This window comes from Rhizobium brockwellii (genome assembly GCF_000769405.2).
Taxonomy (GTDB): domain Bacteria; phylum Pseudomonadota; class Alphaproteobacteria; order Rhizobiales; family Rhizobiaceae; genus Rhizobium; species Rhizobium brockwellii.
Window position 1 is genome coordinate 1,415,251 of sequence record NZ_CP053439.1, and the last position, 12,087, is coordinate 1,427,337.

The 12,087-nt window shown below is 57.8% G+C and carries 13 protein-coding genes and 3 tRNA genes; 7 read left to right on the top strand and 9 right to left on the bottom strand.

The window, feature by feature from the left end; all coding sequences use genetic code 11:
- Positions 1-91 precede the first annotated feature (91 nt).
- The gene (locus tag RLCC275e_RS07130) at positions 92-820 is read right to left on the bottom strand and encodes a hypothetical protein (RefSeq protein ID WP_033184461.1); all 729 of its coding nucleotides are present in this window, start codon (positions 818-820) and stop codon (positions 92-94) included.
- Positions 821-1,592: 772 nt separating this feature from the next.
- On the opposite strand from RLCC275e_RS07130, the gene RLCC275e_RS07135 reads away from it, so the two are divergent.
- The gene (locus tag RLCC275e_RS07135; RefSeq protein WP_141653440.1) at positions 1,593-2,957 is read left to right on the top strand and encodes an AAA family ATPase; all 1,365 of its coding nucleotides are present in this window, start codon (positions 1,593-1,595) and stop codon (positions 2,955-2,957) included.
- Between the two features lie 219 nt (positions 2,958-3,176).
- Here the strand turns inward: RLCC275e_RS07135 and RLCC275e_RS07140 are convergent, their stop codons facing one another.
- The 4 genes from RLCC275e_RS07140 to RLCC275e_RS07155 are packed head-to-tail and all read right to left on the bottom strand — an operon-like array spanning position 3,177 to position 5,431.
- Positions 3,177-4,769: an AAA family ATPase gene (locus tag RLCC275e_RS07140; RefSeq protein WP_050516883.1), complete on the bottom strand. Its 1,593-nt coding sequence runs from the start codon at positions 4,767-4,769 to the stop codon at positions 3,177-3,179.
- On the bottom strand, positions 4,747-4,998 hold the full coding sequence (locus RLCC275e_RS07145) for a hypothetical protein (RefSeq protein ID WP_050516884.1): 252 nt from the start codon (positions 4,996-4,998) through the stop codon (positions 4,747-4,749). Before RLCC275e_RS07145 ends, RLCC275e_RS07140 begins: the two co-directional genes overlap by 23 nt.
- Positions 4,999-5,018: 20 nt before the next feature.
- On the bottom strand, positions 5,019-5,228 hold the full coding sequence (locus RLCC275e_RS07150) for a hypothetical protein (protein WP_027689771.1): 210 nt from the start codon (positions 5,226-5,228) through the stop codon (positions 5,019-5,021).
- Positions 5,225-5,431, bottom strand: coding sequence for a helix-turn-helix domain-containing protein (locus RLCC275e_RS07155; RefSeq protein WP_033184462.1), 207 nt, complete (start codon positions 5,429-5,431; stop codon positions 5,225-5,227). The genes RLCC275e_RS07150 and RLCC275e_RS07155 overlap by 4 nt, the downstream gene beginning before the upstream one ends.
- Before the next feature lie 176 nt (positions 5,432-5,607).
- Here RLCC275e_RS07155 and RLCC275e_RS07160 point away from each other — a divergent pair, with 176 nt between their 5' ends.
- From RLCC275e_RS07160 to RLCC275e_RS07170, 3 genes are all read left to right on the top strand, one after another.
- Positions 5,608-6,846, top strand: coding sequence for a tyrosine-type recombinase/integrase (locus RLCC275e_RS07160; protein ID WP_050516885.1), 1,239 nt, complete (start codon positions 5,608-5,610; stop codon positions 6,844-6,846).
- Positions 6,829-6,911 (top strand) — tRNA-Thr (locus RLCC275e_RS07165). The genes RLCC275e_RS07160 and RLCC275e_RS07165 overlap by 18 nt, the downstream gene beginning before the upstream one ends.
- A 231-nt stretch (positions 6,912-7,142) precedes the next feature.
- A complete protein-coding gene (locus tag RLCC275e_RS07170; RefSeq protein ID WP_171816998.1) occupies positions 7,143-7,529 on the top strand; it encodes a hypothetical protein in 387 nt (128 codons plus the stop codon).
- A gap of 32 nt (positions 7,530-7,561) precedes the next feature.
- On the opposite strand, the gene RLCC275e_RS07175 is transcribed toward RLCC275e_RS07170, so the two are convergent.
- From RLCC275e_RS07175 to rlmB, 4 genes are all read right to left on the bottom strand, one after another.
- Entirely contained in the window at positions 7,562-7,699 is a 138-nt protein-coding gene (locus RLCC275e_RS07175) for a hypothetical protein (protein ID WP_003558511.1), read from the bottom strand.
- Positions 7,700-7,763: 64 nt separating this feature from the next.
- Entirely contained in the window at positions 7,764-7,922 is a 159-nt protein-coding gene (locus tag RLCC275e_RS07180; RefSeq protein ID WP_003558513.1) for a hypothetical protein, read from the bottom strand.
- Positions 7,923-8,047: 125 nt separating this feature from the next.
- Positions 8,048-8,740, bottom strand: coding sequence for a protease inhibitor Inh/omp19 family protein (locus RLCC275e_RS07185; RefSeq protein ID WP_033184465.1), 693 nt, complete (start codon positions 8,738-8,740; stop codon positions 8,048-8,050).
- Positions 8,741-8,833: 93 nt separating this feature from the next.
- Positions 8,834-9,724, bottom strand: a complete 891-nt coding sequence (gene rlmB / locus RLCC275e_RS07190; protein ID WP_033184466.1) for a 23S rRNA (guanosine(2251)-2'-O)-methyltransferase RlmB — start codon at positions 9,722-9,724, stop codon at positions 8,834-8,836.
- A gap of 203 nt (positions 9,725-9,927) precedes the next feature.
- Here rlmB and RLCC275e_RS07195 point away from each other — a divergent pair.
- The 3 genes from RLCC275e_RS07195 (at position 9,928) to tuf (ending at position 11,633) form a co-directional block, all read left to right on the top strand.
- Positions 9,928-10,012 (top strand) — tRNA-Tyr (locus tag RLCC275e_RS07195).
- 24 nt (positions 10,013-10,036) lie between these two features.
- Positions 10,037-10,110, top strand: a tRNA-Gly gene (locus RLCC275e_RS07200).
- A 347-nt stretch (positions 10,111-10,457) separates the two neighbouring features.
- Positions 10,458-11,633, top strand: coding sequence for an elongation factor Tu (tuf, locus tag RLCC275e_RS07205; protein WP_020049533.1), 1,176 nt, complete (start codon positions 10,458-10,460; stop codon positions 11,631-11,633).
- Positions 11,634-12,087: the final 454 nt, after the last annotated feature.

Genomic DNA, 12,087 nt, shown 5'->3' on the forward strand with positions numbered 1-12,087 from the left:
GCCGGTGATAGGCGGCTTGCAATAAAAAGGGCCGCCGAAGCGACCCTGGTTCCTGCCTATAGCTCTTGGGATTCGAGAATGAGGTACCCCTTCATGCCGCTCGTCGTTGCCAGAAGCGATCGACGATCTGAAAACCGTCGAACACCCAGGCGCGAGCCGCGCCTTTTGCGCCCTTGCTTCCCGCGCCTAATGCCCGGCCGATTGCTTCGAGGGTGTCGCCGTCTAAGACGGCCATTTCGAAGGCGGAGATGATGTTATCAGTCACGGCTAGCCGCGCTCTGAGATATGCGAGTTCGCGGCCTGCATCGATCTTTGCGATTAAAGGCATGTCGCCTTGCCACGTCTTGGGTACGGGAGCGGCCCGCCTCTTCGTTTCGCTGGTCATCGCCGCGGCGCGTGTTGGAGCCGTGTCGACGTTTGCTCGCTTGCCGGTGACCACCTTGATCTCCTTCGGCCTCCCTTCTGCATCCTCCTTGTGGAGGATGTACACGTTGTCTGCCGCATCGGTCCCGATAAGCTCGGTGGGCAGGGTGGCTACGTCGTGGAGGTGTCGATAGCGCCTTGCCAGCCGAAGGCAGTGATCGTTCTGTTCGGTATTCAAAAGCTTCTCGAGCGGCCAGTCCCGTCGGTCGTTCGCGTGCTGGTCTCTGTAGAAATTTGAGGAATACCAAGCCTTGCCGCGGTCGATGAATTCGAGTTCATCGCCGCAGCCGGTGGCGATCGGGCGGAAATTATCGTTGGCCGCGGCGTGTAGTCGAGGCGGTGCCTCCCAGATCTGGCCGTCGGTATTCTTGCGCGCGAAAGTTATTCTCGTCGTCATGCTATCACTCATGAATCGAGGACGTCTGACCGCTTAGGCGGTCGGCGATATGTTTCCGTGCGGTGATGATGGCTGCAATGACAAGATATAGTGTAAACAGCGGAAAATATCCAGCCGGGCGAGTAGAAATGCGGCCGCGCCTTTTTCGGGCACTTGTCGTTGGCGGCCTTCGTACCCACCTCAGTTTCAACACGGAACAGCCGCGTGACGATGACCACCGCCCAGCTGTTTTAACGGGAAATAGTCATCGACATTGGTCCAACTGTGCATGGGCGGATACCAAAGACCACGCACGACGATATGAAAGGAGGCGTCATGAACGCTCTCTTCCTTATCGAGGCCAATCAGTCGGAAAAGACTTTCCGGTTGTGCTTCGCTGTGAAAATCAGCTGGGCCTCAATCGTTGGGTTCTTCTCCTAACTGAGACAGAAGGCCCTCTTGCGAAAGCAAGAGGGTTTTTTGTTTTTGCGAATTTTGCGGATGCAAGAAATTTGCTGCCAGACCGGTCCCGCGGCAGAACGGCCGAGAACGCCGATGCCCCCCCCCTCCGGCATGCCAAAAAACGTAGTGTTTTCTCGCGCGCGCGTTACGCGTGATCGCGCGCGTGGAAAAAACTGTAATTGCATTAGTGATGAGGGAGGGCGCCGGTACGGCTGATGCGGCAGGGAGCGATCGGAGGTACCCCTATAGAAACATGTGTATTGGACATCGCAATAGTTGTGATGACGAAAGTGAAACGTCATATTTGACGAACAAACGGCTGGGGGGACAGATGGCTATTACATTAACCGAAGTTGCGGACAGTGTGCTGGGGCTGAGAACCAAGTTGGTAGCCGCTTTTACATCTCAGGGGTGGCCAGAGGATCGGATGCTGAATACGATTCAGGGATACCTGCCGGCATACAGCGCGTCGTTCGTCTTTGACTATATCACCTTCACGGCTGACAGAATTCGTGGCCTTTCGGACGGTGATATGAAGAAAGGGAAGCTCGGGCAATATCTAGCTACCTTGCCAGAGACTTTGTCCAATGTGAGCTATGGTCAATTGCCTAGTGATCCGAACACCGGGTTTAACGGCTTGATGATGACCCTCCAAATGATCAACGCCAGGCTTCCCACCGAAGCAAAAGGCCCGGTACCCTTGGATTGGGAAAGTGTACAGGACAAGTCCACCCTTCCTAAGGATTTATCGCGAAGGCTTCGCGCGGTGGAAGCAAATCTTGAGCGGCTTGAACCAAAATCACTAGAACTGGAAATGAAGATCTCCGACATTGATGCTGCGCATGCAGCCGCGGAGCAGTTGCCAGAAGATCTCGCGGAGCTTGCGTCAAAACGAGAGGAGGTCGCGACGATAATCCATGATGTCCAAGTGCTGTTTGAGGCAGCCCAAAAGAATCTGATTAACATCGAAAATATCAAGGATGGAGCTGCGGCGGCATCGTCGCGGATCGACGAAGCAGAGGTTCGCGCTGATAAACTCGTGGAGAGAAGTGAGCAAGCGCTGCGCGGTTCAACCGGAGTGGGTCTGGCCACGGCTTTCGAGACAAGAAAAGCCAGCCTTTCCTGGGCTGGCTCTGCTTGGGTGATCGGTCTGCTGGCCGCGCTCATAGCGGCCTTTTTGATTGGCTCTGAGCGAGTGACCACACTTCAGGCCCTGTTGAAAAATGACAGCCCCGTCCACGTCATTTGGATGAATTTGGCGCTGACCTTGTTTGGTGTCGGCGGACCAATATGGTTTGCATGGCTGTCTACCAAACAGATCGCAGTGAGCTTTAAACTTGCGGAGGATTATGCTTTCAAAGCCGCAGTCTCGCGCGCCTACGAGGGCTACAGAAAGGAAGCGATTGAGATCGATCCATCCCTGCAAAAACGCCTGTTTTCTTCGGCGCTTGATCGTCTTGAAGAGGCTCCTATTCGCCTTATGGAAAAGGAGACGCATAGTTCTCCTCTCCAAGAGTTGCTTTCGAATCCAGGCATTAGAAAAAGCCTAGAAAGTATTCCGGGCATTGCTGACAAAATTATCGCTTTGATACCGTCAAAAGGTTCCGCTGCAGTTTTGGCTCCGGCCGCGGCAGTTGCGGCTGCCGCGGGGGTTTTGAACGGAAGTTCGAGCAAGAACGCCGAAAACGCCGAGTGAGTTATCGCGGCGCGGGACGAGGACGCGTCATGCGCAACCTTCGGTATCCTACCCAGTCAGCAGTCGTTTATTTTGGGAGTGCGAACAACCGGTAGGGCTTCCACCCTACCAGGGGTGTTCCACCCCTATGGGGGTTATAGGGGGTGGAAGGAACAGGGGGTGGAACAGGGGTAGTAGGGGGGTGGAACGTGGGGTGGAAATAAGAACCAAGTGCCAGGTTTACTCCGCCGCCCCGTAGCATTCCGCCTCCAGTATGAGCCGCTGCCTCGGCTTTGACGGCGGTCCTTCCATAACAACCCGGAGCTCCCCCGCAGCGAGTAATCGCTGCATTGCGGCTTCCAGTAACTTCGCGGAAAGCCCCTCTGCATCGGGCCGCTCGGCCATCACCTTCGGCGCATAATTGAGGCCCTTGGTCTTCGCTACACGCTCGCCGGATCTGTTTATTGCCGACAGCACGTCGCGAAAGATGCGTTCGGCCCGCACGTTAACGAGGGCGGAGCTAGGCGACGGTTTGCCATCGTCTAGGACAAAGATGCCGTCCTTCCACTTGATGCGAATTTCGTCGCCCGTCTTGCCGTAGTTCGACTTCATGGTCTTCAAAATGCGAATGTCAGGATCAGCGTCCTTGTCGCCCTTGGTCAAATAGAGGCGAGAGCGCACCGAGTTGTTCCACGCCGTTGAGCCAGACGAGCCGGTGCCGCTTGCCATGCCTTGCACCGATGGGTGCGCCAACAGGACGACGGCGCAATCAATCTCCATCGCAAGCTTGCGAAGCATGGCGATGAACTGCCGAACCTGAGAACGTTTGATTTCGTCGCCGCCGAAGAGGTCGGCCGCCGTATCCAATATGATAAGCTTGGGTTTGAAATCCCGCGCATATGTTTCGATCCCGCGCCAAAGCGGCGTCGGCTGCATCACCTGTGCGCGATCGGGAACGGCTAGCAGCGCATCCCGATCGGCCAATGGGATTAGGCGTAGCATGGATAGGACGTCGAGTTCCTTGCCGTGAGCCCTCGCGATATCGTCAAGGCGGCGCTGGAACTCGTCTGCATCATCCTCGGCGCCCAACACAAGCGTACGACCAGCGAGCGGCTCCATGCTTAGCGTGTCAAGGCTCATGGCACCAGCCGCGGCGAGCTGCAACGCGAGCAGGGACTTGCCGACACCGCCATCGCCGTTGAGGATGGTCACGGTCCTCATCGGGATAAGACCCTCGCAATACCATTCCCTCGTCGGAACTGGCTCACCGTGCCAATCGGCAGGGTTGATGACCTGTACGACGGTGGCGCCGGCTGTTTTCGCGGCGGGCGCCTGTTGTGGCGCGGGCTTGTTGTCGTTAGCGGCGATGGGCTTCTCCCTATCGCGTCGCGCAATGAACTCGTCCATGCTCTTGAGCAGGGCGCTTGGCTCATTGTCTTGTACGGGCGGCGCTGCGCCGATATCGCGCGCGATGATCCGCATCGCGATGTCGGCATCGGCCGCCGGTCCGGACACCTGCTCAAGCGTCGGGTTGCCGGTTTCATGGTTAACCCAGAAGATGAGAGAGGTTTGCGGTTCGCATGCATCTATGTCGTCGATGAGCACAACCCAACGCAGCGCCTCGGCCATATCAAACGGCCCGCTATCGCTCGACGGGCTCGCCATGTTGACGGGATGCGCTTTGCCGTGATCGGGCGAGCCGTCGTCCTTGGCCGGCACAACGGCTATGTTCGCCGAGGCGTGCCCCCAGTCGATTATCTGGTCGCAAATTTCGTAAAGGCGCTGCGCGATCTCATCGTGCTCGGCTAACTTAGGCTGCGTTGCTGCGGTCAAGGTTTTCTCCTGCAAGTGCTGCCAAGGCGGCGCAGATCATGGATTCGGCGAACGCGGGCGCGAAAGTGGCGCAGTTGTGCGTCGAGGTGTGCGGCGGGTACACTCGGTGCCCGCGAGCCGTGGCGACCAACTTCATGCCGAACATCCGAATGTCTGGCGTTAGTTGCACGTCGAAGCGCGCAAGTGTGTTTCCGCCCGTTGTTTCCGGGCGGATTGATATGATGTGCATATTGTCTCCTGGTGGTGAGGTTATCTCTGCCGTCGCTTGGCTTCTTCGAAGGTCGCTCCGATAATCTGCTCTCGGAGGGCCGGGTCCGCGCCGTTCACATTGATAGATGTACCGTTGTCGATGACATCGACATCTCGGAGTATGGTGCCGTCGTCGAGTTCGACGTCTACCGAAAACCACGAGATTGATGGGTTGCTAGAGAAGACATTTTCGATGCGGATGACCTTCATGCTGCAGTCCTCTCGGCTTCGGCCATCCATTTTGTGAGGGACGATCGCCGAGCCGCAACGCTCCCACCCAGTTTGAAATGCGGCATTATCCCATCATAGGTGAGCCGATAGACCTGCCGGCTCGATACGCCGAGGAATTTCGCAATTGCGCTGGCCCCGATAAGGAGGTCGCCGCCAAAATTATTATCGTTATCAGACTTCATTTTTTCTCCTCATTGGGATTGACATAATTTTTGTAAACATGCTATTTCTGAACGTGGATAAGTGTGCCTTATCCAGTTTCCCCACATTGCTGTAAACTTACAAATTTAGCAAGGATTAACCTTGCTTACGTTTCCGTGCCATGCTTTCATGTGCCATTCAATCAGGGGGTCATGGAATGGCGACAATCACCAAACGAAAATGGAAGACAAGCAAGGGTGTCGAGCGCGAGGCCTGGGTGCTCGCTTACACTGATGCGGGCGGTAAGCGGCACAAAGAGCAATTCGAGAAGAAGCGGGACGCCGAGGCCCGCCGCACAGAAGTAACGCATCAGGTCGTCAGCGGCACATATCGAGCCGATGCGGCCAGCACCACGATCGACGAAGCTGTTGCTGACTACCTCAAGCTGCTCGCCGACAGGCGAGACCGCGGCGAACATGTGACAGAACATTATTATAGGACCGTCGAAGGACAGTTGCGGAATTACGTTGCCCCGACCGAAGAGCACCGAGCAAAGCAGCCGGAGAAGACCAGGATAATTTTCGATGGCGGAATCGGTGCTGTAAAGCTTTCCCAAGCATCCGCGAAGGTGATCGGGGATTTCCGTGACCGTTTGCGCGCGGCCGGGGTCGGCGTGGTGACGACTCGGCGCATCCTCGGAAGTCTCTCTAGGGCGCTTCAGAACGCTGTTGGCAATGATCTTATGGCGATCAATCCGGCGGCTACCATCCGCGTAACCGGCAAGCGAGGCGAGGGGTCTAAGAAGGTTATCTCGCCATCGAAGGCGGATCTAGCGGCGGCGCTCGCCGAAGCAGTGGGAAGCTTGAGGGTTCGTATGCGTCTCTCGGCGTCGTCAGGCGTGCGTGCTTCCGAACTCTATGCACTTCGCTGGAAGCACGCGGCGTTCAACGCTGGCGAGCTCACCGTCGACGGTCGTGTCGACGCTTACAAAAATGAGGACACCACTAAGTCGACCGCAGGCATCCGGCGCGTGCCACTCTCCTCAGCTATGTTGGCCGAGTTGCGAGCATGGAAAGAAGCAGCCATGAGCTCGGAAGCAGAAGATCTGATTTTCCCAAATGCCAAGGGCGGATTCCTCGATCATAAAAACATCTTGAAGCGCGAGTTCCGGCCGCTGCTTATCGCTGCTGCCAAGAAGGCTACAGATGAAGGCAGGAAGTTCACGCCGTTCAATTGGCATGCGCTCCGCCACTTCGCGATCAGCACATGGATCGAAGCCGGTATGCAGCCGAAGACGGTTCAAACCTTTGCCGGTCATTCGTCACTCGCCGTCACCATGAGCCGGTATGGGCACATGTTTCCGAGCGATACTCACCGCAACATCATGGATCAGATTTCGACGTCCATTTTCGGCGATGGCGCACATATGGCGCATGAAGCCGAAGAAGCACTGTGAAACATAGTTTTTACACCTGATTTGTAATCAGGGGGTCCCGGGTTCGAACCCTGGCGGGGGCACCAGCCTAGCTCTGTGAGCTTCGGCTCGGCGAGCCGAAGAGAGCAGCTAAGCGGAGGCTGTCGCGTCGTAGTTACGTTACGAACGAAGGCGGCCTGGTTCGAGAATGCTCTGGTTGGCTGCACCATCTTTTCCCTACGATACCGCCTTCTAAACCGTAGCCTGGGTTCGACGTTGCTTCGATCGATCGCACCAGCAGACTTTTCAGACAGCACGTATCGCTTGATGAACCGCGCGTGAAGGGCTGCTTCACTGCCAATTCAGCCGCATCCGCTTATCTTCGCCTCATCATCAATGAGGAAACAGCCATGAAGCTCGCACATCTCTTTCTCGCCGCAACCATTTCCGTCGGTGCGGCTTTCGCGTCCGTTGCACCGGCCGCCGCCATGCCGGCCGAGCGGCCGGCGGTGTCGACGCAGGGCGATATCGTTCAAATTCGTGATGGCTGGCGAGGTGATCGCGACCGTGATGACCGTGGCTGGAGCGATGGGCGCGATTGGCGCCGATCCGACTGGCGCGATGATCGCCGTCACTCACGGCGGTGGCGCGCCGAGCGTTGGCAGGAGCGTCGCGACTGGCGCCATCGCGATCGCGGCATGCCGTTCTGGCTCTACCGCAGCTGACAATAATGGCCCGGATCACCCGGGCCATTATTTTAATGAGTGACGGGTTCGTTGACGCTCGCCTCGATCCTGTCGCCATTGCCGGTCTGTCCGGCGCCGGAGGGCGACATGATCGCGATGCTTAGCACGGAGACAATCATGAAGGCGACGACGGCGATCATTATGCGCATAAGCGTTCAATCCTCGTTCGATTCCGGGATTAACGCATGATCGCCGTCCGCGTTCCTGCCAGTATTATTGTACCTGTCCCGGCGTCGCGGGGCCGGGCGCCGTCGGCGACAGGGGATCGGGCTGGTGGATGGGGTGCGATGTGTCCACCCAGATGATGCTGATGATAATCACGACGAAGACCGCGATGAAGAGGATACCGAAAATCAGCGGTCGAATGGCCATGATAGGGATCGTTCCTTCTTGCTTCTGAGCTGGTCGCTACAACCGGACATCGCCCGATCATAGTGCCCCGGGGCGTCATTCCAAGGCAAAAGTGGATTTTTCCGTCATCGGAGCCTGGCTGCGGGTTAGCGGCGGACGAGCGAAAGCGGCTTGCCGCCTTCCTCCTTCGACTTATCGAAATTGCCGTCGGCGCGCATGTCGAAGCCAAGCGACGAACCGTCACGGCCCATCAGCGTCAGCCCGAAACCCTCGATATGCCAGACTGCGAGCTTCAGTCTGGCGACATTGGCAGCGCAATCTTCGGAAAGTGACAGCAGCGCGTTGCCGTCCGTATCGACATCGCTGTTGAGCGTCACGCCGCAGAGCCTTTCGCCGTCCGGTCTTTGCATCGTCCATGTCCCGGCAAGGCTGCTGGCGGTCGGCAGGCGATCGACGCCGTCAGGGGCCGCGATCAGCAACAGCGCCGCACCATTTTCCGTCTTCATCGGCGAACCTTCGTTCTCGACGAAGCGAGCGAGCACCTTGCGCGTCGCATCGATCAGGATGACGCCGCCATTGCCGTCGAAATTCCAGGAATAGGCTTCAGCAAGTGCCGGCAGCGGCTTGATGCAGGAGTCCTGACCGGAGAGCGAATAGCCGCCGATCGCTTCGCCGGTTTCCAGCGTCAGCCGGCATCCGGCTCCTCCGTCTTCCGGGGCAACGAGATATGTCCCGGCCTGCGCTTTGAGAATATCGGGATCGATATCCTGCCCGTATGCGAAACCGCAGACGAGGAGTGCTGCCGCCGAAGCCGCAAGCCTAGGGATGAAACGGATCATGACAATTCCCCTTTGTCGCGACGACAGCGCTGCGCGTCTTTTCAGACGCGCAAAAGGCTCTGTAGCAATTTGAATGACTGCCTGCGGGCCAGCCTATGCCTTTAGGTGGAGCCGCGCCGCATAAAGCGCGATTGCCGCTGCGTTCGAGACGTTGAGCGATTTGATCGCGCCCGGCATGTCGAGACGGGCAAGTGCGTTGACGGTTTCCCGTGTCTTCTGCCGAAGTCCCTTGCCCTCGGAGCCGAGCACGAGCGCCACCTTCTCGCCCGAGAAGGTGCCTTCGAGTGGCGCCGGCCCTTCCGAATCGAGGCCGATGGTGGAGAAACCGAGCTTGTGCAATTCACCGAGTGCATCGGCGAGATTGGTGACCTGTATATAAGGTATCAGTTCCAGCGCGCCGGAGGCGGACTTGGCGAGCACGCCCGATTCGGTCGGGCTATGTCTCTGGGTGGTGATGACCGCACCCGCATTGAAGGCGACGGCCGAGCGCATGATCGCGCCGACATTGTGCGGATCGGTCACCTGATCGAGGACGAGCAGGAGAGGGCTTTCCTTCAGCGCTTCGAGCCGGCGGACCGGAAGCGGCCGTGTTTCCAGCATGACACCTTGATGGATCGCCTCAGGGCCGAGCACCTTATCGATCTCCTGCGGCGAGACGAGCTCGTAGGGAATGCCGAGCGCTTCGACGTCGACTTCGAGGCGCGCCAGTGCGTTCTGCGTTACGAACAGCTTGATCTTCTTGCGCTCGGGATTGTCGAGCGCGGCACGCACCGTATGCAGGCCATAGAGATGCACTTGGTCGGGCGCAAGCGCCGGCGGCTTCCAGTCTTCGCCGCCGCGCTTTCGCTTCTGCGGCTGAGGTGTCGGAATTTCCCCGCGTTCGCGCTTGGCGTCACGGTGGGCGCGCCGCAGAGTGGCGTAATGCGTATCCTTAGCGGATGGGTCTGTCGCGGTCTTGCCGCCGGATTTGTTGTCTTTGCTCATGCAGCTTTATAGCCATGGCGCTCGCTGCCGCATAGGCTTTCTTTCATATGCCGGCTTTCGGCGGCGAATGAAATTTTTCGTGTTTTTTCCGTTGTCATCGTGTTGACAGACTGAAATGCTCCGGTCATATACGCGGCGCAGACGACGGGCGGCAACGCTTCGAAGTCTGACGAACTTGGTCTTGCGATCCGGACGAAAAAACTGGAGAGATGCCCGAGTGGTTAAAGGGGACGGACTGTAAATCCGTTGGCTCAGCCTACGTTGGTTCAAATCCAACTCTCTCCACCATTCGTCATCGGATCGGACCACCCCGCGGGTATAGCTCAATGGTAGAGCAGCAGCCTTCCAAGCTGAATACGCGGGTTCGATTCCCGCTACCCGCTCCAGTTTCCGCTACACGACTTCATACGACCGCTGCAGCGATTGTCCCGAGACGTCTCCGGCGCTGGCGGAGAAGCTGACGATTGCAGTTATCGGTTGGCAGGGAAGGGCGCTCGACGCCGAACGTCTATGGCGCGTCTCAGGCGGCCCATGCGATTTTCTCTAAGATTTCAGCGATTTTCGAGGGGGCTTTGGCGAATCGCCTTGCAGGCGGCGAATTGTCTCCCATATGCGCTGTCAGGCCAAGAATGGCGTCTGCAATTAAGTCTTGCGCAATGTCGCCGAAAGCCTTAAACGGCGGCACTAAACCGGTTCGCCGGGGCCACCATTTTCGTTCACAGGAAGCATTCAAATGGGAAAGAGTAAGTTTGAGCGCAACAAGCCGCACGTCAACATTGGCACGATTGGCCACGTTGACCACGGTAAGACGTCTCTGACGGCAGCGATCACGAAGTACTTCGGTGAGTACAAGGCGTACGACCAGATCGACGCGGCTCCGGAAGAAAAGGCGCGTGGCATCACGATTTCGACGGCTCACGTTGAATATGAGACGCCGGCCCGCCACTACGCCCACGTCGACTGCCCCGGCCACGCCGACTACGTCAAGAACATGATCACCGGTGCTGCCCAGATGGACGGCGCGATCCTTGTGTGCTCGGCCGCTGACGGCCCGATGCCGCAGACACGCGAACACATTCTGCTGGCTCGCCAGGTTGGCGTTCCGGCAATCGTGGTGTTCCTGAACAAGGTCGACCAGGTTGACGACGCCGAGCTTCTCGAACTGGTCGAGCTCGAAGTTCGCGAACTGCTGTCGTCCTACGACTTCCCGGGCGACGATATCCCGATCGTCAAGGGTTCGGCGCTGGCCGCTCTCGAAGATTCGGACAAGAAGATCGGCGAAGACGCGATCCGCGAGCTGATGGCTGCTGTTGACGCCTACATCCCGACGCCTGAGCGTCCGATCAACCTGCCGTTCCTGCTGCCGATCGAAGACGTGTTCTCGATCTCGGGCCGCGGTACGGTTGTGACCGGCCGCGTCGAGCGTGGCATCGTCAAGGTTGGCGAGGAAGTCGAGATCGTCGGCATCCGCCCGACGACGAAGACGACGGTGACCGGCGTTGAAATGTTCCGCAAGCTGCTCGATCAGGGCCAGGCTGGCGACAACATCGGCGCGCTGATCCGCGGCGTTACCCGTGATGGTGTTGAGCGTGGCCAGATTCTGTGCAAGCCGGGTTCGGTCAAGCCGCACAAGAAGTTCATGGCTGAAGCCTACATCCTGACGAAGGAAGAGGGTGGCCGTCATACGCCGTTCTTCACCAACTACCGTCCGCAGTTCTACTTCCGCACGACCGACGTGACCGGCATCGTAACGCTGCCGGAAGGCACGGAGATGGTCATGCCGGGCGACAACGTCACGGTATCGGTCGAGCTGATCGTTCCGATCGCGATGGAAGAAAAGCTGCGCTTCGCCATCCGCGAAGGCGGCCGCACCGTCGGCGCCGGTATCGTCGCGTCGATCGTCGAGTAACTTTCGAGTTATCCGCAATTATGAAGACCCCGCTGGAAACAGCGGGGTTTTTCATTTTGATGGCTTCCTGTAGGTTTAACAGGTGTTGTAAAAATATCGTTAAGTTGGCCTGTCACAGTATTTTGTTCATCTCACGTTCAGAAACCGGTTTGTGATTGGACCAATGTAGTCCAGACTCCTCCTTGCAAAGAGGAGAGCCCGGATGATTCCAAAGGCCACATTCGCTGCGACGATATTCGCGATGTATGTTTTCACGATGTTTTTCATCGCTGCAATACCGCAAGAAGTTGTTCAGTCTGCCGTAGTGCAGATTGGCGAGGTAAGTGTCGTCAAGTGACGACCTTTGCCGAACATCGCAGGGTTCTGCGGTGATCGGAAATAATCGGTCAGGTGCTCCCGGATAGGATGCTCCTGGCGACGCGGGGGTGAACCCTTGCAGGACGCTCGCTTGCTC

Coding starts and splice junctions, on each gene's coding strand:
- RLCC275e_RS07130 (WP_033184461.1), bottom strand. CDS start 820: ATGACGACGAGAATAACTTTCGCGCGCAAGAATACCGACGGCCAGATC.
- RLCC275e_RS07135 (WP_141653440.1), top strand. CDS start 1,593: ATGGCTATTACATTAACCGAAGTTGCGGACAGTGTGCTGGGGCTGAGA.
- RLCC275e_RS07145 (WP_050516884.1), bottom strand. CDS start 4,998: ATGCACATCATATCAATCCGCCCGGAAACAACGGGCGGAAACACACTT.
- RLCC275e_RS07150 (WP_027689771.1), bottom strand. CDS start 5,228: ATGAAGGTCATCCGCATCGAAAATGTCTTCTCTAGCAACCCATCAATC.
- RLCC275e_RS07155 (WP_033184462.1), bottom strand. CDS start 5,431: ATGAAGTCTGATAACGATAATAATTTTGGCGGCGACCTCCTTATCGGG.
- RLCC275e_RS07160 (WP_050516885.1), top strand. CDS start 5,608: ATGGCGACAATCACCAAACGAAAATGGAAGACAAGCAAGGGTGTCGAG.
- RLCC275e_RS07175 (WP_003558511.1), bottom strand. CDS start 7,699: ATGCGCATAATGATCGCCGTCGTCGCCTTCATGATTGTCTCCGTGCTA.
- RLCC275e_RS07180 (WP_003558513.1), bottom strand. CDS start 7,922: ATGGCCATTCGACCGCTGATTTTCGGTATCCTCTTCATCGCGGTCTTC.
- RLCC275e_RS07185 (WP_033184465.1), bottom strand. CDS start 8,740: ATGATCCGTTTCATCCCTAGGCTTGCGGCTTCGGCGGCAGCACTCCTC.
- rlmB (WP_033184466.1), bottom strand. CDS start 9,724: ATGAGCAAAGACAACAAATCCGGCGGCAAGACCGCGACAGACCCATCC.
- tuf (WP_020049533.1), top strand. CDS start 10,458: ATGGGAAAGAGTAAGTTTGAGCGCAACAAGCCGCACGTCAACATTGGC.